The following is a 22,626-nucleotide window of genomic DNA, read 5'->3' as shown; positions in this document are numbered from 1 at the left end:
CAAGAATGAGCGTTAATATTGAAAAAGTAGAGTCAAAATTACAAGAATTAAGAAAAGAAAAGCTGAATACTGCAAGTAGAATTGAAAACATGGAGCAATTTCTTTTAACTAAAGAGTCAGGATTTGTACAAACCCTGGTGGATAAAGGCATTCAAAAAGATGATGCTTTTGTGGCGTGGTTTACATTATCCCCTATGGCAGCAAGCAACAAAACATTTGAGCAGTTTAAAGCCTTTGTGGACACACTGGAGTCGAATCCAAAAGAATTTTCAACGACCATGCAAGGCTTAAGGGATCATTATTTAGTTGACAGTGGCTCTCAAAATCTCAAAGTCTTTTTAGCTCAAAACGCATATACAGCAAAAGCATTTAATAATGCTTTTGACGAGGCGTCGGCAAAAACAGACGTTTCCACAGGTCGCGATGACAGCCTTTCTCTTTTTATGCAAAGTAAAGCGACTTTTGAAAAAGGTGTTTCGATTTCGTAAGGTAAATCAAAAAACGTGAAGACTTTGGAATGCACCCATCGACAACCCCCAGCTTTACAATGGGAATATGGGTTTCTCAATTTGTAGGCATTTATCTGGCAAAATATTCTCAAGCACCAAGTGATAAAAGTATTTCCAGGCAACATAACCAATAACCGAAGCAGCAATCATTAACTCAAAAATCGCCAGGTAGTGAATTTGGCTGCTGGTCTGTGGTGCAAGTTGTAAAGCGTTTTCCGCCCAGTGAGCTGTCTTAAATAGTGCTGTGGAGCCAATCGCCAGAGGGAAGGTGAATGCTGCAAATCCTGGACTAAAAGGAAGGCTCATCAGTTTAATAAAGCTAAGATAAATCATTACAGTCATTAAGATAGCAATACCCAATAAGAGCATCACAATAAGAGGGGATGGATCGCGTACAACATTTAGGTAGCCCGCTAGCGACAAGCTCGCGGGAGCAGCAAAAATAGCGATAGTCGGTTTCGCCGCATCAGGGATCTCATGAGTGAACATGATTCGATAGAGCATTAAAGGCAGTAAAATTGCATAACTGATTAATCCGAAATAAAGTAAAGCAATCGCAAGTGGCTGCAGGGCACCGCCTGGAAAGGCGACATCAGCAACAATAATTCCAACAGGGGGAACGAACCACGATGGCACCATGTGATGGAGTTTAAATTCTTTCATGCGGTGATAAATAAAAGTTGCCAAAAACAGCAGATGGATGCTAACGGCAAATAACCAGATAAGTTCCGCTGCCAGGTGATTAAAGTAGTTGATGCTGTTTGAGATGATCATTAGCGCCATAGCAAAGGTTGGGACAACACTGCCAACAACTGGATGAGCCAGGTCATCGCGTAGTTTTTGTGGCCAAATGATGAATTTTGCGGTAACCAGTAGAAGTAATACAAAAGCTATTGCAGCGGAGGTTATTTGTAGTGTGTTATTTGTAGGCAACGCATTGTCAGCAGACCAACCCAGACCTGAAATGCCAAGTGCTAAACCTGCCATTGGCGTTGGCACTTTTTCGAGTATTGCGTGTAATCTTTGTTTCATAATACAGTACACCTGACTTCAATGATTGATTTAAGCTAAAAGGAACTTGATATAGACTCAGTTGCCGCTTTATTTTCGGATAATTTACAGGGTTTTATAAATAAATAAAAGTACGTAGAATTTATGTCATGGATTGAAATTATTTATTGATCACCCAGTCCAGCCATTCCTCAGTAAGCTCGGAGATGTGCGCGCGTCTGTTTTGGACAACGAAAAAATCCCTTTCCAGTCTTATCTCTGGGCAATTCAAAACATGAATGGTTTTCTGATTTTGCAAGGCTGAAGCCAAGACGCAGCCTATGGCGTCACTGCGCTCAGTTGCAAGGCATATTGCGCCGCTACTACCAAGCTCTAAAAATAGATTTAATTGATAGTTCAATAACGGAAGCAGTATTTGTTCGACAACAGTTCGGCTGCCAGAGCCTTTTTCACGCAGAATAAAGGGGTGCTGTTTCAGCTCGCCAACACTGACGATTTTTTGTTTAGCCAGAGGATGTCCGTGACGAACAAATAATACTAATTGATCTTTGGCAAAAGCAAAACTATTGATCTGGTTATTTAAGCAGGGAGTCTCAATAAAGCCAATATCAGCCTGGTGTCCAACAACGGACTCAATGACTTGCTCGCTGTTACCGATAGATAATGCAAGCTGTGTGTCAGGATGCTTTTCTTTGAAGCTTGCCATCAATGGCGGCAAAATATAATTACCAATGGTGTTACTTGCGGCAATGTGAATGCTGCCCGTTAGCGTTTGCTCGTGATTGAAGAAGTTTTGGATTTTGGCAGTGTCTTCAAGTAGCTGCATAACCTTGGGATAAAGAAGTTCACCATTATGGTTGAGCACAATTTTGCGGTCAATTCTATCAAAGAGCCTGACGCCAAGTTCACTCTCAAGGCTAGAAAGTGCCGAGCTTAAAGCAGGTTGTGTCAAATTGAGGCTTTCTGATGCTTTGGTGATGCTGCCATGCTCAGCAATGGCAGTAAAAACAGTCAGTTGTTTGTGTGAGAGCATGCTTTACCTTAGCCCTTAGCCTAGATATTCAAATCCTTTCTTGAAGTTGAAATTATGTTCGGCTTCGATGTGACGGATCGTTCCTGAAACTGAGCGCATAACTAAGCTGTGTGTTTTAGCAAACAGACCCTTGCGCTTAACTCCTTTAAGCATTTGTCCGTCAGTGACACCAGTTGCGGTAAAAAGCACATTCCCCGAGGCTAAATCGGTTAAATGATATACTTTATTTAAATTGGTAATTCCCCATTTCTTGGCGCGTGATTTTTCGTCATCATTCCTAAAAATAAGGCGCCCCTGCATTTGCCCCCCTAAACACCGTAGTGCGGCGGCAGCAAGCACCCCCTCAGGTGCCCCCCCTGTCCCCATGTACATATCAATACCGCTATCTTCGTGTGCCGTTGCGATGACGGCTGAGACATCGCCATCACCAATAAGGGCGATGCGCGCACCCGCTTCGCGAACTTTACGAATAATCTCCTCGTGGCGCGGGCGATCTAAAATGCAAACCACAAGTGCCTCAAGCGGGACTCCTTTAAACTGAGCTAATCGCTTTAAATTCTCATGAGGAGTTGCGTTAATATCGATAAGATCATAAGGAATGCCATGCCCACCAACCGCAATTTTTTCCATGTAGACATCAGGAGCGTTTAAGAATCCACCATCCTCTGCCATGGCGATCACAGCAAGTGCATTGGGTCCGCCTTTGGCAGTGATGGTTGTGCCTTCTAGTGGGTCCAGGGCAATATCAACCTTGGGTCCGCCTTTGCCAACTTTTTCACCGATATAAAGCATGGGAGCCTCATCACGCTCGCCTTCGCCAATAACAACGGTGCCATCGATATTAAGACCATTTAAGGCGCGGCGCATTGCGTCGACGGCAACCTGGTCGGCAGCTTTTTCATCGCCTCGACCCATTTGGCGCCAGGCAGATAAAGCGGCAGCTTCGGTGACACGAACAGTTTCTAGTGCTAAATTGCGATCCATTATTCTATCCCTTAGTTTGTCTATACACTTTTAAAACGATTGCAAAGCATTCAGTGCTTGTTGAAAATCGCCAGTATTGTAACAAGTGTGATATGAAATGGGTATGCGTTTTTCACTAAAAACCACTTAACCATTTTTCTTAAGGTGTGCATAATGTCAGGCGTTTGAAATTTAAAATAATGAGAGAACATGGCAAGAAAATATTTTGGCACGGATGGGGTGCGTGGCAAGGTCGGGGTAAATCCCATTACGCCTGAGTTTGCAATGAAACTGGGAAATGCTGTGGGATGTACATTGCGTGACCAGGGTTTACCATTAACGGTTGTCATTGGGCAGGATACCAGACGATCTTCTGATATGCTGAAATCTGCTTTTGTTGCGGGGATCACCGCTACAGGAGTCAATGTCATTAACCTGGGCATCATTCCAACGCCAGTAGTTGCCTTTATGGTGAAGAGGTTAAAAGCAGGGGCTGGGGTTGTCTTAAGTGCATCACATAACCCCTATTACGATAACGGTATAAAGCTTTTTTCACATGAAGGACATAAGTTACCTGATGAGGTTGAGTATCAAATTGAACGGTGTATCGATCAGGAGTTTTATTATCAGCCAGAAGGTAAATTTGGCGAGATTTTTAACCAGATTAATCAGGTTGAGTCCTATATCGAGCAGTGTTTATCTCATTTTGCCGATAAAATTGACTTACATGGCAGGAAGATTATTGTGGATTGTGCTAATGGCGCACTATTTAGAGTCGCAAATGCGTTATTATCGCGTTTGGGTCTTGATATTGTTGAAATTGCCTCATCACCTGATGGGTTAAATATCAATAAAGATTGTGGGGCAGTGCATTTGAATCGCCTAAAAACTGCGGTGGTAGATGGACAAGCGGATTTAGGCATTGCTTTTGATGGGGATGGTGATCGCATTATGCTTATCGATGAAACAGGGTGCATCGTTGACGGTGATGATATCTTATTGCTTCTGGCAACGCATGGTGATTACAGCTCTGGTGTTGTTGGCACAGTGATGACCAATCTTGCGATAGAGCAGGCACTTGTACAACGGGGTTTGCCTTTTAAGCGTGCGAAAGTGGGCGATCGTTATGTGATGGAGCTTTTATTGGAAAATGACTGGATGCTTGGTGGCGAGTCTTCAGGGCATATCATTGATCTACGCTATAACACCACGGGTGATGGGCTAATGGCGGCACTTCAAGTGCTATCGATTTTAAGTAAAGCCAAGAAGCCATTGTCAGCGTTATTAGATATTGAAAAAATGCCACAACTTATGGTTAATGTGCCATTGAATAAAAAACTCGATGCAAATGACATGAGTCTTTTGATTGAAGATGTGAGCTTTGTTGAAAAAAGCTTAGCTGATGAAGGACGTGTAGTGCTTAGACCTTCAGGTACGGAGCTCGTTTTACGCGTGATGGTGGAAGCAAAAACAGAAAGTTTAACCAAAGAGTGGGTTGATTATTTAGTTGAAAAAATCAAAGAGAAGCTCAGTAACTAGAGGTGAAAGCAGGAAGGAAATATGAGAAAACAAATTATTATTGGCAATTGGAAAATGAATGGCTCTTTGTTATCAATTAAAAGTCTGTGCGAGTTACTTAATCAAGTGGCAAGAGCACATCAACATGCAGATATGGCGGTATGCGTGCCCCATGTCTATTTGCCCTATGTTGCGGAAAATATCAAAGGCATAGGTCTTGGGGTGCAAAATATCAGTCAATATGATAACGGTGCCTATACGGGTGAAGTAAGTGTGAGCATGTTAAAGGACTTCAATGGTGAATATGTTATTGTTGGGCATTCAGAGCGACGAGCACTGTTTGCAGAAACAAATCAAGATGTCGCACTTAAAGCAAAAAAGGTAACTGAAGCAGGACTTAGTGCTATCGTATGCGTTGGTGAAACGCTCAGTGAGAGAACTTCTGGCACATTACGGGAAGTGCTAAAACATCAATTACAAATAGTGCTGGATAAATTGACCTTGAATCAATTGAGAAAAACGATCATTGCCTATGAACCTGTGTGGGCAATTGGTACTGGACTTGCGGCAACCGCGTCACAGGTTCAAGAGGTTCATGCCTATTTGCGTTCAATCGTTACAAACTTTCATGTCGAACTTGCTCAAGACATCAAGATTATATATGGCGGCAGTCTTAAGCCATCCAATGCCAACGAGCTGTTAAGCCTGGCTGATGTGGACGGAGGGTTAATAGGGGGAGCTTCTCTTTCAGCAAAGGACTTTGGTGAAATTGTTAAACAGGCAAAGCCAACGAAGTATTCCATAAATTGAGCGTCTAAGCGCATAGCTAACAGACTGACTTTGATTAATCAACTGAATGGGTTTAATTTGGAAAATCGCAGCGAAACACACTGCCTTTACCCAACTCGCTCTGTATACTCAGAGAAGCCTTGTGCCCAATCAACACATGCTTCACGATTGCCAGCCCAAGCCCTGTCCCCCCAGTTTCAGGAGATCGCCCCTTGTCAACACGATAAAAGCGCTCGGTCAGGCGAGGAATGTGTTGTTGATCAATTCCCACGCCTTCGTCTTTAACATAGAAATGTTTGCCATGCCTGTCCTGATACCAGACTACTTTAATTGCGCCACCATGAGGTGAATAACGCACTGCATTCATAATCAGATTGCTAAAAGAGCAATTTATTTGTTTCTAAAATACTTTTTACATAACGAGAAGCAGATATAGTTGAGCACTATAAAACTGTCGGTTCCACATTAGAAATTCGTCTTAAAGAAATTACTAATTCAAAAAGTCTTACAGTAGAACAACTGAAAAATAAACAGGGTGCCTCGGGCCTCATGATAGATTTTGTATATCCATACACAAAATCGAATCGGCTATCCTCGGCGGTATAAATTTTGCCCGGGCCGCCCGCCTCAACGGTGCTTGTCCTCACAAATTCGCTACGCTCATTCCGAACAGACAACACGTTTCCGATTCTACTCTACGCCTTGGGTAAAAGCTTTTTCACAGACTTCGCTCTGGCGCCTTCGGCACGTCGCTTGCTGATCAACAGCGCAAGGCTACCCGGGTCTACTCGCCCTCGCGTTCCGCTATCCATGGCTCGCAGCGATTGAAGATGTAGTAAGACTAATCGAACGGCTACAAATTAATCCTCGATATTAGTTTTAGAAAAATTTAAACTTTAAATGGTCTGTTAATCTAAGCGTGTAAATTTTACATAGGTTATAATGTAATCAAATTTATACTTAAGCAAACTATTAAAAACTACAGTTAAGGGCGTACGCATTTCATGGGAGACATTGGCAACAAAATCCTGGCGCATACGCTCAATATGGTGTCGATAACCTGCATCCTGGGTAATTAAGAGAAAATGTTGATCATACGGAATTAAAACCACTGACAGTATCTGATCTGGTCGCTTAGGCAGTGGCAGCTCAAATGCGCTCATGTTCTTTTGCTGCAAGTAAACGGTCAAGGTCGGAAATTCAAATACTTCGGAAATATCCTGTGATATGTGCGCGGGAGATAACTTGAAAAAATTCCTCGCTGCCTGATTAAACCACTGCAGCAATCCTTGTTGATCAACAATCAGGGTGCCTCGGGCCTCATGATAGATTTTGTATATCCATACACAAAATCGAATCGGCTATCCTCGGCGGTATAAATTGCCGCCNTCAACGCGCAAGGCTACCCGGGTCTACTCGCCCTCGCGTTCCGCTATCCATGGCTCGCAGCGAACGACGGCATCAGTAATCCCTTCAGCAAAAGTTTTCGCCCAGAACAAACCAATTTTATTGGGCTCTTCTGGCGCTAACATACTGGCTCCCTATCAACCAACTGATAGCCCTCCCCCCTGACTGATCGGATACATTGATCGTAAGCAAAAGGAGCAAGCAGCTTCCTGATTCTGGTGATATGAACATCAACGGTACGTGCTGTAATATCCTTATCCGCTTGCCATACCTGCATTAAAATATGGTCTCTTGAAAGTGTTTTTCCTATGTTTTGGATCAAATATGCCAAAAGCTTAAACTCGAGTCTGCCACACTTAATTACTTGGTCTTTAATACAGAGCTCATGACTTTCTAAATTCACACATAGCTCATAAAAACACAGCTTTTTCTCTGCTTTGCCTTTGGGTTTGACACGTTTAAGTAATGACTGAACACGCATAACCAGCTCTTTGGGCGAAAAAGGTTTGGTTATATAGTCATCAGCTCCCATGCCAAAGCCCCGAAGCACATTACTTTCCTCTGCTTTAGCGGTGAGCATAATGACAGGTAACTCAGCAAACTCTTCAGAACTTCGCAATTGAGTCAATAGCTTAATGCCGCTAGTATCAGGCAGCATCCAATCCAGAAGCACAAGATCAATAGATGAATTGTTCTGTAATATTCTGAATGCTTGAGCACTGCAATCTGCAATTTCAACTTGATAACCCTGCCTCGTCAACACCAAGCGCAATAACTGTCGTATCGGAGGTTCATCGTCTACTACTAGGATGTTTGTCATAATTTTTCGCTGTGTTGTCATCAGTGATGATATTATCTAATATCTTCGTCACAAACCAGACAGTTAGTGGCAAATGTTCGCAACTCAAGAATAACTGCGTTTATCGTTGATGACAGTCGGAGGAAAGATTCAATGAAAATAAGAAGGGTGGTGGTCGCTACTGGACTCGAACCAGTGACCCCTACCATGTCAAGGTAGTACTCTAACCAGACTGAGCTAAGCGACCAACGAGCGGGGATTATAATTCGTTTAAAGAAAATCACAAGCCTATTTCGTGATTTTCTTGCAACTTATAGCTTGTGCTATCAGGCGTTTGCGCTTTCCTTAGCTAGGGTATTGATCACATGATTAAGTGTTGCGCTTGGACGCATTACTTTTTTAACTTTCTGTGTATTTGGGTGGTAATAACCACCAAGATCCACCGTAGTTCCCTGGGCATTACTTAACTCTGCAATGATCTTGGCTTCACTGTCATGCAATGCTTTAGCAGCAGGCTTAAAAGTTTCAGCTAATTGCGCGTCTTTCGTTTGACCTGCCAGACTTTCTGCCCAATACATGGCTAAATAAAAGTGGCTGCCACGATTATCAAGCTCACCCACTTTGCGTGATGGGGATTTGTTGTTATCCAAAAATTGCGAATTTGCCTGATCTAAGCAATCCGCTAACACACGCACTCTGGCATCTTTGGTTTTATTTGCCAAATCATCTAAAGAAGCAGCCAGTGCCAAAAACTCACCTAGAGAATCCCAACGCAAATGGTTTTCCTCAATCAGCTGTTGTACGTGTTTAGGGGCAGAGCCACCAGCACCCGTTTCGTATAAACCACCCCCAGCCAAAAGAGGAACAATTGACAACATCTTTGCACTCGTGCCTAGTTCTAAAATTGGAAATAGATCAGTCAAATAATCACGCAGCACATTACCTGTTACTGAGATAACATCTTTACCTTCTTTAATCGCTTCCAGTGAAAAACGTGTTGCTTCCACTGGAGGCATAATATGAATCTCAAGCCCACTGGTATTATGGTCTTTAAGATAAGTGTTTACCTTGGTGATCAAATTCACATCATGAGCACGATTTTTATCTAGCCAGAACACCGTGGGGGTATTGGTAATGCGCGCTCGCGACACGGCAAGTTTGACCCAGTCTTTAATGGCAATATCCTTGGTTTGGCACATGCGCCAGATGTCACCTTTTCCAACTTCATGTGATAATAAAACATGCCCGTGTTCATCAATCACCTCGACGCGACCATCTTCTGCCATTTCAAAAGTCTTATCATGTGAACCATATTCTTCTGCCTTTTGTGCCATGAGTCCCACGTTGGCAACACTGCCCATAGTGCTAGGATCAAAAGCACCATGTTCTTTACAAAAAGCAATCGTCTCTTGATAGATTCCCGCATATGCTCGATCTGGGATCATTGCCTTAGTATCGTGCAATTTGCCATCCCTGCCCCACATTTTACCTGACGAGCGAATCATCGCTGGCATAGACGCATCAACAATCACATCGTTTGGTACATGCAGATTGGTAATCCCTTTGGCTGAATCAACCATCGCAAGCTCCGCATGCGTCTCGTATACTGCAGTCAAGTCTTCTTTGATCTGATCCTGTTGTGCTATTGACAGCTTTTGGATTTTGGCATACACATCCCCGATACCATTGTTGGGATTGATATTCAGCTTGGCAAATACATCTGCGTATTTAGCAAAAACGTCCTGGTAGTAAATGCTCACGGCATGACCAAAAATAACTGGATCAGACACTTTCATCATCGTCGCCTTCAAGTGTAATGATAACAATAGATTGTCATTTTTTGCTTGAGCGATTTCTCTCTTGAAGAAGGCACGTAAGACCTTGACTGACATGACAGAAGTATCAATGATTTCATTTTTTAAGAGTGTAAATTCCGCCTTTAAGGTTTCGCTATGACCATTTTTGGAGGTAAAGATGATTTTAATTTTTGTCTCTTTGGGCACTATCATCGATTTTTCACTGCCATAAAAATCACCCTCTTCCATATGGGCTACATGCGAGCGTGAGTATTTGCTCCACGCACCCATTGAATGGGGATGTTTTTGGGCGTAAGCCTTAACCGCTTTAGCAACGCGTCGATCAGAATTTCCTTCACGCAGCACAGGATTAACCGCGCTGCCTAACACCTTGGCATAGCGGGATTTAACCTCTTTTTCTGCACTCGTTTTAACCTCTAGCGGGTAATCGGGAATGGCGTAGCCCTGGCTTTGTAACTCAAGAATCGCTGCTTGCAACTGAGGAATAGAAGCGCTGATATTTGGAAGCTTAATAATATTCGCATTTGGAGTTTTTGCTAGCTCGCCTAAAATGGTCAGATCATCTTCGCAGCGCTGAGTCTCTGACAGGCTTTCTGGGAATTGCGCCAAAATACGCGCCGCGAGTGAAATATCTTTTGTCTCAACCTCAATGCCACCTGTTTTTGTAAACGCCTCAATGATCGGTAAAAGAGAATAGGTTGCCAACATCGGCGCCTCATCTGTATGGGTATAAATTAGCTTGGCTGAGCTCATTTTGTTGTCCTCTTCATTATCAATTGAACCGATATACCCATCGCAAACCATTTTACAGACTTTCTGACATTGCATTTTGGCTGATTTTGAGTGACTGGATTTTGATAATAGAGCTTGCTATTACCTGCAATCCAGTCACTCAAAATCCTCACAAACTGCTTTCCCATAAATACCGCAAAATGATTTACGATGGGTATAGATGCTAGTAAATTTGCGCCTCATCATAACAAAATATGTGCTTGACGCATATCTATGTTTGACGCTATTGAATATCTTGTTATAATTCCCACGGATTTTAAATCCACCGCTTTAACCTCTGTTAAATCAATTACTCAAAGGACACACAAACCATGGCTCGCCCAGGCATCTGCTACGAAGATATAATCAACGCAATCGCTATACTTGAATCTCAGGGACATACCCCGGGTATTAACAATGTTCGCGACACCATTGGACGGGGTAGTCCGACTACCATTAGCAGATTTCTAAAGCAATGGCGAGATGAACAAAACAGTGATGAACCTCCATCAAAGGCGAGTGACACAGCAAAACAAATTCAAACAGTAGAAATAGAAGTGATATCCACTCCCAGTAATTCAGACCCAAAAACATCAAGAAATGAAACGCTGGCATCAGTAAAACCTGGCGTAAAGGCAGCGGACCCAATGATTCAAGCACTTATTGCCAGCTCACATGCTTTAAGCAGTGATATTTTAAATAGCATGTCTGACGAGTGGAGCATGATCCTTAATGAGAGTAATCCAGAGCTCAAGGTTCGTAAGTTGTATGCTGCTTTAGTGAAAGAGCAGACGCGCCGCGAATCAGCAGAACAAGTTGCCAAAGAAGCACGTATTTACGCTGATACACTAAAAGAGCAGACCACGCAGCGCATTTCAGACCTACGCGATTCGCTTGAAGGTCAGATCGCCTTCTTAAACGGACAAATTCGCCAGCTTAAGCGTGAATCTGAACAAAGTCTGGAGTATTATCGCAATCAACTTGAAAAATCAAATAACGCACTTGCTAAGAAACGTTCTTGATTGTTTATCGGCAGTTTCATCATCACCGGCAGCATGTCCGAAAACAGGCAAGAGAAAATTTAGCTTATGCTCAGCGTTGCGATTTAAAGGAAATTTATAGACAATAAATCACCCCCGTTTAAGCGATGACAAAAAACCTCAATGAAACTCTATATCTATGAACACTGCCCGTTTTGTATTCGTCCACGGATCATTGCAGGGATAAAAAAAATCCCGCTGGAACTTGTATACCTTGCCAATGACGATGAGAAATCCCATTTAGATTTAATCGGTAAGAAACAAGTGCCATTTTTACAGAAAAAGGATGGTAGTTTCTTACTTGAAAGCCTGGATATCTGCCAATATCTAAATACTTTCGATCAAAAGCCAGCCCTAAGTACTGAGATAACCACCACGAAAGCACTGCTGACTCTGGCTAATGACCTAAGTGGTGCCAGCAAATCGCTGGTCTATCCACGATTTCTTGATCATCCACAAAATCACCAGGATTTTCCTACTCAAAGTGCCAAAGATTACTTTGAGCATAAAAAGGAAAAATATATCGGTTGCTTTAAAGCGAATCTGCGTTTCCCTGAGGCGGCTATCGAAAAAACAGAGCTCGTTTTGTTTGAGCTTAATCGACTCATGACCTTTGAGTTTGCAAGTAGTGACAAGTTTTCTTGGGATGATATTATGGTTTTCCCCATTTTACGTAATTTAACCATTATTGGCGATTCAGTGAGCATCCCTGCAAAACTACTGGATTATACCAAGAAACTCTCCACACTCTCAGGCGTTAAATTGTATGAATAGCTGTAAATTGTCAGCCTCCGTAACTTCAAGGCAACATAGAATTTGACCGAATTTCTGACAATTTTCATTTGAATAAATGTAGGGGCGTATTGCATACGCCCTTGTGGCTGGAAATATGGTCAAAGCCGATAAATAGTAGTTAAACGTAGAATTAAGGAGAAAAACGTGTCAATAAAATCAGATAAGTGGATTCGTAGAATGGCAAAAGAACATGAGATGATTTCACCATTTGAGGCGGGGCAAGCACGGTGTAATGAGCATGGCAAGATCGTCTCATTTGGAACTTCTAGTTATGGTTATGATGTGCGTTGTGCCAATGAATTTAAAATTTTTACCAATATTAATTCAACGATTGTTGATCCTAAGGACTTTGATCACAATAACTTTGTTGATTTTGTCGGAGACGTTTGCATTATCCCGCCGAACTCCTTTGCCCTGGCACGTACGGTGGAATATTTTAAGATTCCACGAGATACTTTAGTGGTGTGTTTAGGCAAATCAACTTACGCACGTTGTGGCATTATTGTGAACGTGACTCCACTTGAGCCTGAATGGGAGGGGCATGTGACGCTTGAATTTTCCAACACTACGCCGTTACCAGCCAAGATTTATGCCAATGAAGGTGTTGCGCAAATGCTGTTCTACCAGTCTGATGAGATTTGCGAGACTTCTTACAAAGATCGTGGAGGCAAATATCAAGGGCAGACAGGGGTGACGTTACCTAGAACATAAGCGGGACATATCTGTTAGGGGGGGCGATGCTAAAGCAACAATGTCAACAAATCATGGAAGAAGTCTCAACGCTTTTCCTGAAAAGGAAACATTCTATTTACAAGATCTTATTGATGTATAGCAAATATATAGATCGTCTGCTATGCCAGTATTTTCCTAAAACGCTTGTGAACATAAGCCTTGTTGCCGTTGGCGGGTACGGACGCCAGGATCGCGCGTTGTACTCCGATCTTGATCTGGTATTTTTAGCGCGATCTGAGCGCGAGCTTACACACCCAGAGTTATCCAAATTCATTCAGGAACTACAAACTTTACCGCTTAAAGTGGGTTACGTGGCGCACACGCTTTTGAGCATCTTTGAGCATGCGCAAAGCGATTTAAATCTATTAACTGCAATTTTAGATGCGCGTTTAGTCTGTGGCAATATCAGCTTATTTGAGGAGTTTAAGGAGCTTGTTAAGAACAAAACCACCCTGCCTAGCATTGAAACCTTCATATTGGCTAAATATTCGGAACAGCTAGGTCGCGATGAGAGATTCCCCATCAATCAGCAGCCTGATCTAAAAAATACCGTCGGTAACCTGCGCTACTTACAAAGCATCCATTGGCTTTTGATTTACCTGCACCCCAACGTTCACCCAAGCTACCTCGTGAAGCACCAATATATTACACAACATGAGTTTGAGAGTTTGGGTAAAGCTCATCGTCTATTATCAGCGATCCGTTTTTACCTGCATATTCTTTATCAACGCGAACAAAATGCCCTGTTAGTTGATAAACAACTGACACTTGCCCATTTTTTTGGTTTTTGGCACAAAAAAAATAATAAGAGTATCGAGTTGTTTATGCAAAATTACTATAACAGCATCCGCCACGTTAAATTAATAAACCGCATTATTTTTCATGAGTTGCTCTCGCGATACGCTCTAAAACCCACCCTAAGCATTGATTCTGATTTCAGTATCTGCAGTGGAGTTCTTAATCATCGCTTAGCTAACTATCCACAAAAACTTAATCAACTGGTTACTCCATTTATCCGTTTCTGCCAATCTGATAAAGCCAACACCTTAAGTGCCAATATTCTACGCAATAGCACGGCACTGCTTAGCAATCTGGGGAAAAAAAACTTCTTGTTACACAATGAAATACAGTTGCAGTTTTTATCCCTCTTTTCCCAGGCTTACAATATAAGGGGTGCTCTTAGTATCATGATGGATCTTGGATTAATTGAGAAGATCATTCCTGAATTTACGCGTAGCAAAGGTCAAATGCAATTTGACCTGTATCATCAATATACTGTTGATCGTCACACAATTAAGGTCATCGACACCCTCTATTACATGCAGTCTGAAGCCTTTAAATCAGAATTTTCGCTTGCTGCATCTATCATGCAGGCTCATCCTGCTAAAAAATTGCTGTATATTGCCGCCTTCTTCCATGACATTGGCAAAGGTTCTGGTGTTGATCATTGTAAGTTTGGTGCGCGTGTCGTGCAGAAATATGCTGAAATCTGGAGCCTAAAACAGGATGAAATACATCTATTAACCTGGCTGGTAAAACATCATCTTGCTTTCTCACGTACTATCAAAAAAGAAGACATCTACGATGTGACTGTCGTTCGCCAATTGACCGAATTTTGTCAAAGCCAGTACTATTTAGATAGTTTGTTTTTATTGACGATCGCGGATATTAAAGGAACTAATCCAAAACTTTGGACGCCTTGGCAACAAACGATGTTTGAGAATTTATACAAGCACACGTCAGGCTACCTAGTGCAATCGCATAAGCTTACGATCAAGGAACAAGTGATGCAAACACAAACAAGACTCCTTGATACTTTAGACAATGCCGATCACGCGGAAATCCTAAGCCTATGGCAGACTCTGCCTGCGCGCTATTTTAGTGAGCAGCCGTTTTCTACTTTGGCGTGGCAAAGCGCTATACTTCAGGAGCTTTCACTATCAAAAATCCGCTCTCCCGAGATTTATGTCTATTTTGATAACATTTTACAGCAATCGCAGCTTTTGATTTTCGCCCCACTAGCGACAGTCAAACTGTCATCAGTTTGCTATGTTTTGTATAAGGCAGATATTAATATCACCGATGCAAGTTTCTTTATTTTGCCACAAAGAATCATGCTCTATCAGTTTAGCATCACCGATGTGAATCATAATGCGTTGCAGTCAGAGCAAAAGTTGAACTGGGTAAAGCTGCATCTTCAAACTGAACTTATGCAGGGTAAAACAGCCGATGCGGAACATAAATTCACCACGCCAGCTCATCATAAAATGATGCCTAAACGTATGAAAAATAGTGTTCAACTGCTAAGCCCGCGCCACAAAAACTATACTCAAATCATTGTTAAATGCCCTGATCGCCCAGGATTGCTAGCGGCTCTTTGCTATTTTCTTGAACTCAACCAGCTGAATATCATCCGTGCACGCATACACACATCAGGTCCATCAGTTGAAGATACTTTCTACATTACAGATAACAACGATGAGGCCATCATCAAACAGAGCAGGATGCAGCTTTTGGAACATAGATTTTTAAAGTACCTTAAAGCTTAGACTTTTCCCAAATCTCAAAATCAAAATCACATTCGTTGTTTTCATCTTTAGTATAGTGACGATTGCCAATGCGCTTAAATTGACACTTATCCCAGTCTGGGAAGAACGCATCTGCTGCTTTGGTGGTATTTACTCTGGTAATATACAAACGGTCTATAAATGGCAGAAATGCCTGATAAATTTCGGCTCCACCGATAATAAAAATTTCATAGTGTGGCTTGTCCTTTGCCAGAGTAAGAATATGATCTATATCGTGCACGATGGCACATCGATCTTGCCTGTAGTTTTTTTGTCGAGTGAGGATAATGTTTTTGCGATTAGGTAGTGCTCGACCAATTGAATCAAAGGTTTTGCGACCCATTACGATGTAGTTGTTTTCGGTAAGCTTTTTGAAATTTTTTAAATCGTCGGAGAGTTTCCACGGTAAGCTGTTTTTAATACCGATGCCTTGATTCTGATCATAAGCAACAATAATGGATAACATAAAATCTGCCTTCTCACGTGAGGGAATTGGGTGGTGTTTATTGTAGCGAAAATTTGCAGCCAAGGGGTAAAAATTTGGTGCTTAGGTAGGCAATCAAAACCTTGCGCTGTCTAGTTTGCAACCTGTTTATGGGTGGCGGCAAATTCTTTGAAAAAGTGCTTGACCGAGTTTGCTAAATCCGATTTAATATGCGGCATTGGCCAGATAGCTCAGTCGGTAGAGCAGAGGACTGAAAATCCTCGTGTCGGCAGTTCGATTCTGCCTCTGGCCACCATCGTGGAATATTCGGAGCATAGCGCAGTTTGGTAGCGCATCTGGTTTGGGACCAGAGGGTCGGGGGTTCGAATCCCTCTGCTCCGACCATGGTTACCATCAATGGCGGATAGAAAAAATGCGCCCGTAGCTCATCTGGATAGAGCATCGGCCTTCTAAGCCGAGGGTAGCAGGTTCGAATCCTGCCGGGCGTACCATTAAGTTTATGGTGGGCGTAGCTCAGTTGGGTGAGGTCGTTTAAAAACTGTGAAACAGTTTTGGACCGAACGGGCGGAGCACGGATAGCGCAGCACCGGTTTTCTTAGCGAGGCAGGAGCCGAGTTTAGAAAAAGCAGCTCTGGCAACTGAGCTGTTTATTACAATTTATGGTGGGCGTAGCTCAGTTGGTAGAGCCCCGGATTGTGATTCCGGTTGTCGTGGGTTCAAGTCCCATCGTTCACCCCAGTCTTTGCGGACGTGGCGAAATTGGTAGACGCACTGGATTTAGGTTCCAGCGGGTAACCGTGGGAGTTCGAGTCTCCCCGTCCGCACCAAATAATCATCTTATAACGCCTCAAATCATCTCTTGGTCTTCATTGGTTTATATTGAAGCTAACTATGGAGCATTCCTCCTTTGCAAGAAACCTTCTATGAAGCAGTCTGAGCAGAGTTCAAGGTGCGTTTTTTTACTGTTAAACCTCCATGAACCACTTGCTAAAGACGTCAAAATTATATATGGTGGCAGCCTTGAACCGTCCAATGCCAATAAGCTGTTAAACCTGGCTGATGTGGATGGGGGTTAAAGAGGTGCTTCTCTTTCAGTGAGTACCTCTGAAAGTGTTAAACAGGTAAAATAGGCAAAACAAGTAAAATGCTAGCGTTAGTGATAACTGTACATATTGTTGTGGCAATACTAATCGTGGGATTAGTTCTATTGCAACAGGGCAAGGGCGCGACGATGGGCGCATCTTTTGGATCAGGGGCTTCTCAGACGGTTTTTGGCAGCCGCGGAGCTGCGCCATTTATGTTTAAATTTACCGCTTTTTTGGTCGCTGTTTTCTTTGTTACAAGCATAAGTTTGAGCTATATTGGCAAGCAAAATGCAAACAAGGGCGCAGGGACTCAAGCATCAAGCGGTGTATCACAAGCCGACTATCAAAAGCAGCAAGCAGCACAACAAGCTTTAATTGATCAAGCAAAAGCCACAGATAAAAAAGCAGAAAGTGGCACAAGCACATTGCCAATGAGCCAGCTACTGCAAGCACCTGCGGCTAAAGAGCGAACTGGTAAAGAATCTGCTACTGCAGATAAAACGAAGAAGCCAGCGGTTGATAAAGGTGAAGTGGCGCCTGCGTCAACAAAATAAAAAAGTTTATTTTGCCAAAGTGGTGGAATTGGTAGACACGCCATCTTGAGGGGGTGGTGAGTATCACTCGTGCGGGTTCGAGTCCCGCCTTTGGCACCAAAAATAAAGGATCTAAGCATGTTGCAATATAGTGTGTATCATCAGTTTCTGCCGATTCTCGTTTTTTTAATCGTCGCAGTTGTAATCGCATTAGCCATGGCGGTTGGGGGCAAAATCCTTTCGATTATCGTCGGAGTGAACAAACCGAATCCTGAGAAAAATGCGCCATTTGAATGTGGTTTTGCGGAGTTTGAAGATGCGCGCATCAAGTTTGATGTGCGTTTTTATCTAGTCGCCATTTTGTTTTTAGTCTTTGATCTTGAGGTGGCTTTTATGATCCCCTGGGGCGTGCTCGTGCGCGATAGTGGCGGCAGCGGTATTTCGTGGGCAGCATTTGTTGCAATGATGATCTTCTTATTTATTCTCTTGATTGGATTTATCTATGAGTGGAAAAAGGGAGCACTGGAATGGGAGTAGAAGAAGGCATTAATAACCATAAAGGCTTTATTACTGCCAGTGCCGACTCCCTGGTAAACTGGGTACGCACGGGTTCTTTGTGGCCAGTAACTTTCGGTTTGGCATGTTGTGCGGTTGAGATGATGCACGCGGGCGCTGCGCGCTATGATCTGGATCGCTTTGGGATCGTTTTTCGCCCCAGTCCGCGTCAATCAGATGTATTGATTGTGGCAGGAACCTTGTGCAATAAAATGGCACCAGCACTACGTAAAGTTTATGATCAAATGCCCGATCCTAAATGGGTTATCTCTATGGGCTCCTGTGCCAATGGTGGCGGTTATTATCATTACTCCTATTCAGTGGTTAGGGGGTGTGATCGCATTCTGCCTGTGGATGTCTATGTTCCAGGTTGTCCGCCCACGGCTGAGGCACTTATCTATGGAATTATTCAGCTACAAAACAAAATCAAGCGTACTAATACGATTGCGAGGAAATAGCGATGTCCTTAACGCAAGAATTTATTGATGATTTAACGAATGATCTTAAGGACTATTTCTTATCGGCTACCTTTGCCTACGGTGAATTCACGGTTGAGCTTGATAAGCAAAACTTAGTCAGGGTGATGACTCGATTGAAAGGTGTATTTAAGTTTGAGCAGCTTGTTGATGTTTCTGGTATAGATTATTTGAGTTACGGCGAAGATGAGTGGAAAACACAAAGTGCGACGAGCACGGGGTTTTCGCGTGGTGTTGTCAATGGCGAACTGTTACATAAAGAGCCAAACAAGGGTAAGAAGCGTTTTGCTGTAGTTTATCACTTACTGAGTGTGGCGCTTAATATTCGTCTACGCGTCAAAGTCTTTTTAGATGAATATGATTTAATGCTGCCAAGTGTTGTCGATATCTGGCCTTCAGCCAATTGGAATGAGCGTGAAGCCTTTGATATGTTTGGCTTTATTTTTGTGGGTCACCCTGATTTGCGCCGAATTCTCACGGATTATGGTTTTGTGGGGCATCCGTTTAGAAAAGATTTCCCGCAAAGTGGATATGTTGAGATGCGTTATGATGAAGCACAAAAGCGCGTGGTTTACGAACCAGTAGAAATTGATCCACGGGTGACTACTCCAAAGGTTATTCGTCAAGATAACCGTTACTTAGATGAAGAGTAATTGAGAATACTATGGCTGAATTTAAAAACTATACGATGAACTTTGGACCTGTGCACCCGGCAGCTCATGGGGTATTGCGTCTGGTATTGGAGTTAGATGGTGAGGTAGTTGTTCGCGCTGATCCGCATGTTGGGCTCTTACATAGAGGTACGGAAAAGCTTGCGGAATCTAAGCCATTTAATCAAAGCATCGGCTATATGGATCGTTTGGATTATGTGTCGATGATGTGTAATGAGCACGCGTATGTACTTGCGATTGAAAAACTTTTGCAAGTTGAAGTGCCAAAGCGTGCGCAATATATCAGGGTAATGTTCGCTGAAATTACCCGCATTCTCAATCATCTGTTATGGACCGCGGCAAATAGCCTGGATTTGGGCGCGATGACGATGTTCTTATACGCATTTCGTGAGCGTGAAGATCTATTTGACTGCTATGAAGCCGTGTCGGGTGCTAGAATGCACGCGACCTATTTCCGTCCAGGTGGTGTTGCGCGTGATCTGCCTTTGCAGATGCCAAAATATGAGAAATCGCGTTTTACTTCCAAAAGCAAGTTAAAAGCAATTAATAAAAACCGTCAAGGTTCGCTCTTGGACTTTATATGGGATTTCACCGAGCGCTTTCCAAAGTGCATTGATGAATATGAGAACTTATTGACAAATAACAGAATCTGGAAACAGCGCACAGTCGGTATTGGCGTGGTTACGAAAGAGCGTGCCAAGGCGCTGGGCTTTGGTGGTCCCATGTTAAGAGCCTCGGGCGTTGCCTGGGATCTGCGCAAAAAACAGCCTTATGATGTTTATGATGAGGTGGAGTTTGATATTCCTGTGGGTAGCAAGGGTGATTGCTATGATCGCTACCTGGTGCGAATGGCTGAAATGCGCGAGTCGAATAAGATTATTCGCCAATGTGTTGAGTGGTTACGCAGCAATGAAGGTCCGATTATGGCGCCAAATCATAAAGTCACACCTCCCAGGCGTGATGAGATGAAGAATAGCATGGAGGCGTTAATCCACCATTTTAAACTGTTTTCTGAGGGCTATTGCGTCCCAGAAGGCGAGGTTTATGTAGGGACTGAACATCCAAAAGGTGAGTTTGGCATTTATTTGGTGTCAGATGGCGCCAATAAACCCTATCGCCTGAAAATCAGAGCGCCTGGGTTTACGCATTTAAGCTCGATGAATGAAATGTTAAGCGGTCATATGTTATCAGATGTGCCAGCGATTATTGCCACACAAGACATCGTGTTTGGCGATGTAGATAGATAAGTTTAGGGTTTGTCTATGTTAAATAAAAAAGAAATTTTCCCCGCGCATATCACAGAACTCCTGGAGAACTGGGAAAAGCGCTACCCAGTCAACCAGAAGAGGTCAGTTATTATTCCAGGCTTGCATGTATTGCAAGATTATAATAATGGGTATTTGAGCGAAGAGTTGATGGAAAAGCTCGCGCAGTATTTAGAAGTGCCGCAAGCTTCGGTTTATGAGGTGGCAACTTTTTATAGCATGTATGATTTGCATGAGGTTGGCAGGCATAAGCTTAACGTGTGTACAAATTTATCGTGTATGTTAAACGGTGCTAAGAAAATCATGACTCACATCGAGAATCGACTTCGGATTAAAGCGGGCGAAACAACGGCTGATGGTCGCATTACCTTAAGATCGGTTGAATGCCAAGGAGCGTGTTGTGGCGCGCCGATGCTCGAAGTGGATAAGGTTTTTTATGAAAATCTAAGCATTGCAAAAGTTGACCAAATTATTGATTCTTTGGAGTAATAGATGGCGAATGAAGTTTGTTTTAGAACCTTGCATCTTGAACGACCATGGTCGCTAAAGTCCTATGAATCTGTTGGTGGATACTCGTATTGGAAAAAAATTTTAGATGAGAAAATTCCGCCTGAAGTCATTATTGCGGAACTAAAAAAATCGGGTCTTCGTGGGCGCGGGGGAGCGGGATTTCCGACAGGGCTTAAGTGGAGCTTTATGCCACGAAATGTTCCTGGACAAAAATATGTCGTGTGTAATTCCGATGAGGGGGAGCCAGGGACTTGCAAGGATCGTGAGATTCTACGTAACAACCCACATCAACTCATTGAAGGCATGGCGATTGCGGGCTATGTGACGGGCTCAACAGTAGGTTACAACTATATTCGCGGCGAGTTTTATGAGCCGATAGCACGCTTTGAAGCAGCACTCAATGAGGCGCGCGCCATGGGACTCATTGGTTTTAATTTGCGTAGTTCAGGGGTTGATTTCAACTTATACTGCTCGATTGGAGCTGGTGCTTATATTTGTGGTGAGGAAACAGCATTACTCAACTCATTGGAAGGGAAAAAAGGATTGCCAAGATTTAAACCCCCTTTTCCTGCAAGTAAGGGCTTATATGATTGCCCCACCAATATTAATAACACTGAAACTTACGCTTCTGTGCCGCCGATTTTAGAGCGTGGCGGTGAGTGGTTTCAGAAACTGGGTACCGAGAAAAGTGGTGGAACTAAATTGTTCTGCGTCTCAGGACATGTGAATTCTCCTGGGGTGTTTGAAATTGGTTTAGGCACGCCGTTTAAGGATTTACTAGCGATGGCAGGAGGCGTGCGTGGTGGCAAAAAAATCAAGGCGGTGATTCCAGGTGGCAGTTCATGTAAAATTCTCACGGGAGATGAGATGATGAATCTCACCATGGACTATGAAGCGATTGGGCAGGCAGGATCAATGCTTGGTTCAGGTGCGGTTGTTGTCTTAGACGAAGACACGTGCATGGTTGAACTGTTGGCACGCCTGGCTGAATTTTATTATGAAGAATCCTGTGGACAGTGCACACCTTGCAGAGAGGGTACTGGATGGTTGGCAAGAACTCTGGATCGTATTTTGCATGGTGAAGGTAATCTCAAGGATATCGATAATCTCACGCGTGTCGCCTCGAATATTGAAGGAAATACGATTTGTGGTTTGGGGGATGCCGCGGCATGGCCTGTGCAAAGTTATATTAAAAAGTTCAGACATGAGTTTGAACGTATGATTGCAGATAAGCATACCGTTGGTGTTTAAGATAGTAGAGTTCTAGTAATTTTAAACACCCCGTCAGCCTGCGGCTGCCACCCCTCTTGAAAAGAGGGGAATTAGGCGGTAGCT

At 43.1% G+C, this 22,626-nt stretch carries 23 protein-coding genes and 7 tRNA genes; 21 read left to right on the top strand and 9 right to left on the bottom strand.

Translation table 11 applies throughout. The features are described from left to right. Nucleotides 1–5 precede the first annotated feature (5 nt). A complete protein-coding gene (locus CU053_RS00410; protein ID WP_100551394.1) occupies nucleotides 6–488 on the top strand; it encodes a hypothetical protein in 483 nt (160 codons plus the stop codon). Nucleotides 489–542: 54 nt separating this feature from the next. On the opposite strand, the gene CU053_RS00405 is transcribed toward CU053_RS00410, so the two are convergent. The 3 genes from CU053_RS00405 to glpX all read right to left on the bottom strand — a co-directional run bounded on the left by CU053_RS00405 (nucleotide 543) and on the right by glpX (nucleotide 3,537). Then, a complete protein-coding gene (locus CU053_RS00405) occupies nucleotides 543–1,541 on the bottom strand; it encodes a TDT family transporter (protein ID WP_100551395.1) in 999 nt (332 codons plus the stop codon). Nucleotides 1,542–1,680: 139 nt separating this feature from the next. Beyond that, the gene (locus tag CU053_RS00400; protein ID WP_100551396.1) at nucleotides 1,681–2,553 is read right to left on the bottom strand and encodes a LysR substrate-binding domain-containing protein; all 873 of its coding nucleotides are present in this window, start codon (nucleotides 2,551–2,553) and stop codon (nucleotides 1,681–1,683) included. A 15-nt stretch (nucleotides 2,554–2,568) separates the two neighbouring features. Next, nucleotides 2,569–3,537, bottom strand: coding sequence for a class II fructose-bisphosphatase (gene glpX, locus CU053_RS00395; protein WP_100551397.1), 969 nt, complete (start codon nucleotides 3,535–3,537; stop codon nucleotides 2,569–2,571). A gap of 189 nt (nucleotides 3,538–3,726) precedes the next feature. On the opposite strand from glpX, the gene glmM reads away from it, so the two are divergent. Together glmM and tpiA are read left to right on the top strand one after the other, a co-directional pair. Further along, nucleotides 3,727–5,055, top strand: coding sequence for a phosphoglucosamine mutase (gene glmM, locus CU053_RS00390; protein ID WP_100551398.1), 1,329 nt, complete (start codon nucleotides 3,727–3,729; stop codon nucleotides 5,053–5,055). Nucleotides 5,056–5,076: 21 nt separating this feature from the next. Beyond that, on the top strand, nucleotides 5,077–5,844 hold the full coding sequence (tpiA, locus tag CU053_RS00385; RefSeq protein WP_100551399.1) for a triose-phosphate isomerase: 768 nt from the start codon (nucleotides 5,077–5,079) through the stop codon (nucleotides 5,842–5,844). A 52-nt stretch (nucleotides 5,845–5,896) separates the two neighbouring features. Here tpiA and CU053_RS00380 read toward each other — a convergent pair whose 3' ends face one another. The 5 genes from CU053_RS00380 to CU053_RS00360 form a co-directional block, all read right to left on the bottom strand. Next, nucleotides 5,897–6,193, bottom strand: a complete 297-nt coding sequence (locus CU053_RS00380; RefSeq protein ID WP_267901788.1) for an ATP-binding protein — start codon at nucleotides 6,191–6,193, stop codon at nucleotides 5,897–5,899. 538 nt (nucleotides 6,194–6,731) lie between these two features. Next, a complete protein-coding gene (locus CU053_RS00375) occupies nucleotides 6,732–6,986 on the bottom strand; it encodes a histidine kinase dimerization/phospho-acceptor domain-containing protein (protein ID WP_158106880.1) in 255 nt (84 codons plus the stop codon). A 362-nt stretch (nucleotides 6,987–7,348) separates the two neighbouring features. After that, the gene (locus CU053_RS00370; RefSeq protein ID WP_158106879.1) at nucleotides 7,349–8,050 is read right to left on the bottom strand and encodes a response regulator; all 702 of its coding nucleotides are present in this window, start codon (nucleotides 8,048–8,050) and stop codon (nucleotides 7,349–7,351) included. 148 nt (nucleotides 8,051–8,198) lie between these two features. Beyond that, nucleotides 8,199–8,276: transfer RNA gene (locus CU053_RS00365), tRNA-Val, on the bottom strand. Between the two features lie 79 nt (nucleotides 8,277–8,355). Then, nucleotides 8,356–10,599, bottom strand: a complete 2,244-nt coding sequence (locus CU053_RS00360; protein ID WP_100551452.1) for an NADP-dependent isocitrate dehydrogenase — start codon at nucleotides 10,597–10,599, stop codon at nucleotides 8,356–8,358. A gap of 350 nt (nucleotides 10,600–10,949) precedes the next feature. Here CU053_RS00360 and CU053_RS00355 point away from each other — a divergent pair, with 350 nt between their 5' ends. The 4 genes from CU053_RS00355 to CU053_RS00340 all read left to right on the top strand — a co-directional run bounded on the left by CU053_RS00355 (nucleotide 10,950) and on the right by CU053_RS00340 (nucleotide 15,733). Next, nucleotides 10,950–11,639: a DNA-binding protein gene (locus CU053_RS00355; protein ID WP_100551403.1), complete on the top strand. Its 690-nt coding sequence runs from the start codon at nucleotides 10,950–10,952 to the stop codon at nucleotides 11,637–11,639. 141 nt (nucleotides 11,640–11,780) lie between these two features. Next, entirely contained in the window at nucleotides 11,781–12,431 is a 651-nt protein-coding gene (gene grxB, locus CU053_RS00350) for a glutaredoxin 2 (RefSeq protein WP_100551404.1), read from the top strand. Between the two features lie 165 nt (nucleotides 12,432–12,596). Continuing rightward, on the top strand, nucleotides 12,597–13,163 hold the full coding sequence (gene dcd, locus CU053_RS00345; RefSeq protein WP_100551405.1) for a dCTP deaminase: 567 nt from the start codon (nucleotides 12,597–12,599) through the stop codon (nucleotides 13,161–13,163). A 26-nt stretch (nucleotides 13,164–13,189) separates the two neighbouring features. After that, a complete protein-coding gene (locus CU053_RS00340; RefSeq protein WP_100551406.1) occupies nucleotides 13,190–15,733 on the top strand; it encodes a [protein-PII] uridylyltransferase family protein in 2,544 nt (847 codons plus the stop codon). Here CU053_RS00340 and CU053_RS00335 read toward each other — a convergent pair. Next, nucleotides 15,723–16,217: a dihydrofolate reductase gene (locus tag CU053_RS00335; RefSeq protein WP_100551407.1), complete on the bottom strand. Its 495-nt coding sequence runs from the start codon at nucleotides 16,215–16,217 to the stop codon at nucleotides 15,723–15,725. The two genes, CU053_RS00340 and CU053_RS00335, sit on opposite strands and share 11 nt — an antisense overlap. Before the next feature lie 198 nt (nucleotides 16,218–16,415). Here CU053_RS00335 and CU053_RS00330 point away from each other — a divergent pair. The 14 genes from CU053_RS00330 (at nucleotide 16,416) to nuoF (ending at nucleotide 22,542) form a co-directional block, all read left to right on the top strand. Continuing rightward, a tRNA-Phe gene (locus CU053_RS00330) sits at nucleotides 16,416–16,491 on the top strand. A 12-nt stretch (nucleotides 16,492–16,503) separates the two neighbouring features. After that, nucleotides 16,504–16,580: transfer RNA gene (locus CU053_RS00325), tRNA-Pro, on the top strand. Nucleotides 16,581–16,610: 30 nt separating this feature from the next. Continuing rightward, nucleotides 16,611–16,687: transfer RNA gene (locus tag CU053_RS00320), tRNA-Arg, on the top strand. Between the two features lie 171 nt (nucleotides 16,688–16,858). Next, nucleotides 16,859–16,934: transfer RNA gene (locus tag CU053_RS00315), tRNA-His, on the top strand. A gap of 6 nt (nucleotides 16,935–16,940) precedes the next feature. After that, nucleotides 16,941–17,023, top strand: a tRNA-Leu gene (locus CU053_RS00310). A gap of 96 nt (nucleotides 17,024–17,119) precedes the next feature. Then, nucleotides 17,120–17,272 (top strand): triose-phosphate isomerase, encoded by a 153-nt coding sequence (locus tag CU053_RS00305; protein ID WP_158106878.1) that lies wholly within the window; start codon nucleotides 17,120–17,122, stop codon nucleotides 17,270–17,272. Nucleotides 17,273–17,352: 80 nt separating this feature from the next. Further along, complete coding sequence (gene secG / locus CU053_RS00300; protein ID WP_233263290.1) at nucleotides 17,353–17,835, top strand: preprotein translocase subunit SecG; 483 nt, start codon at nucleotides 17,353–17,355, stop codon at nucleotides 17,833–17,835. Between the two features lie 13 nt (nucleotides 17,836–17,848). Next, nucleotides 17,849–17,934 (top strand) — tRNA-Leu (locus tag CU053_RS00295). A 21-nt stretch (nucleotides 17,935–17,955) separates the two neighbouring features. After that, nucleotides 17,956–18,351, top strand: coding sequence for an NADH-quinone oxidoreductase subunit A (gene ndhC / locus CU053_RS00290; RefSeq protein WP_199244167.1), 396 nt, complete (start codon nucleotides 17,956–17,958; stop codon nucleotides 18,349–18,351). After that, nucleotides 18,342–18,827, top strand: a complete 486-nt coding sequence (locus CU053_RS00285) for a NuoB/complex I 20 kDa subunit family protein (protein ID WP_100551410.1) — start codon at nucleotides 18,342–18,344, stop codon at nucleotides 18,825–18,827. The genes ndhC and CU053_RS00285 overlap by 10 nt, the downstream gene beginning before the upstream one ends. 2 nt (nucleotides 18,828–18,829) lie before the next feature. Next, nucleotides 18,830–19,498 (top strand): NADH-quinone oxidoreductase subunit C, encoded by a 669-nt coding sequence (locus CU053_RS00280; protein ID WP_100551411.1) that lies wholly within the window; start codon nucleotides 18,830–18,832, stop codon nucleotides 19,496–19,498. 11 nt (nucleotides 19,499–19,509) lie between these two features. Continuing rightward, nucleotides 19,510–20,763, top strand: coding sequence for an NADH-quinone oxidoreductase subunit D (locus CU053_RS00275; RefSeq protein WP_100551412.1), 1,254 nt, complete (start codon nucleotides 19,510–19,512; stop codon nucleotides 20,761–20,763). Between the two features lie 15 nt (nucleotides 20,764–20,778). Next, complete coding sequence (locus tag CU053_RS00270) at nucleotides 20,779–21,270, top strand: NADH-quinone oxidoreductase subunit NuoE family protein (protein WP_100551413.1); 492 nt, start codon at nucleotides 20,779–20,781, stop codon at nucleotides 21,268–21,270. Nucleotides 21,271–21,273: 3 nt separating this feature from the next. Next, on the top strand, nucleotides 21,274–22,542 hold the full coding sequence (gene nuoF, locus CU053_RS00265) for an NADH-quinone oxidoreductase subunit NuoF (RefSeq protein WP_100551414.1): 1,269 nt from the start codon (nucleotides 21,274–21,276) through the stop codon (nucleotides 22,540–22,542). The last annotated feature ends 84 nt before the right edge of the window (nucleotides 22,543–22,626 follow it).

Origin of the sequence: Caedibacter taeniospiralis (assembly GCF_002803295.2) — a bacterium.
In the GTDB taxonomy this organism is placed as follows: Bacteria; Pseudomonadota; Gammaproteobacteria; order Francisellales; family Francisellaceae; genus Caedibacter; species Caedibacter taeniospiralis.
This window is presented reverse-complemented; position numbering and strand designations above follow the sequence as displayed.

Coding starts and splice junctions, on each gene's coding strand:
- CU053_RS00275 (WP_100551412.1), top strand. CDS start 19,510: ATGGCTGAATTTAAAAACTATACGATGAACTTTGGACCTGTGCACCCG.
- CU053_RS00340 (WP_100551406.1), top strand. CDS start 13,190: ATGCTAAAGCAACAATGTCAACAAATCATGGAAGAAGTCTCAACGCTT.
- CU053_RS00400 (WP_100551396.1), bottom strand. CDS start 2,553: ATGCTCTCACACAAACAACTGACTGTTTTTACTGCCATTGCTGAGCAT.
- CU053_RS00335 (WP_100551407.1), bottom strand. CDS start 16,217: ATGTTATCCATTATTGTTGCTTATGATCAGAATCAAGGCATCGGTATT.
- CU053_RS00355 (WP_100551403.1), top strand. CDS start 10,950: ATGGCTCGCCCAGGCATCTGCTACGAAGATATAATCAACGCAATCGCT.
- grxB (WP_100551404.1), top strand. CDS start 11,781: ATGAAACTCTATATCTATGAACACTGCCCGTTTTGTATTCGTCCACGG.
- CU053_RS00405 (WP_100551395.1), bottom strand. CDS start 1,541: ATGAAACAAAGATTACACGCAATACTCGAAAAAGTGCCAACGCCAATG.
- CU053_RS00305 (WP_158106878.1), top strand. CDS start 17,120: ATGAAGCAGTCTGAGCAGAGTTCAAGGTGCGTTTTTTTACTGTTAAAC.
- nuoF (WP_100551414.1), top strand. CDS start 21,274: ATGGCGAATGAAGTTTGTTTTAGAACCTTGCATCTTGAACGACCATGG.
- CU053_RS00280 (WP_100551411.1), top strand. CDS start 18,830: ATGTCCTTAACGCAAGAATTTATTGATGATTTAACGAATGATCTTAAG.
- CU053_RS00410 (WP_100551394.1), top strand. CDS start 6: ATGAGCGTTAATATTGAAAAAGTAGAGTCAAAATTACAAGAATTAAGA.
- CU053_RS00360 (WP_100551452.1), bottom strand. CDS start 10,599: ATGAGCTCAGCCAAGCTAATTTATACCCATACAGATGAGGCGCCGATG.
- CU053_RS00285 (WP_100551410.1), top strand. CDS start 18,342: ATGGGAGTAGAAGAAGGCATTAATAACCATAAAGGCTTTATTACTGCC.
- CU053_RS00370 (WP_158106879.1), bottom strand. CDS start 8,050: ATGACAAACATCCTAGTAGTAGACGATGAACCTCCGATACGACAGTTA.
- CU053_RS00375 (WP_158106880.1), bottom strand. CDS start 6,986: ATGAGCGCATTTGAGCTGCCACTGCCTAAGCGACCAGATCAGATACTG.
- glpX (WP_100551397.1), bottom strand. CDS start 3,537: ATGGATCGCAATTTAGCACTAGAAACTGTTCGTGTCACCGAAGCTGCC.
- glmM (WP_100551398.1), top strand. CDS start 3,727: ATGGCAAGAAAATATTTTGGCACGGATGGGGTGCGTGGCAAGGTCGGG.
- CU053_RS00270 (WP_100551413.1), top strand. CDS start 20,779: ATGTTAAATAAAAAAGAAATTTTCCCCGCGCATATCACAGAACTCCTG.
- tpiA (WP_100551399.1), top strand. CDS start 5,077: ATGAGAAAACAAATTATTATTGGCAATTGGAAAATGAATGGCTCTTTG.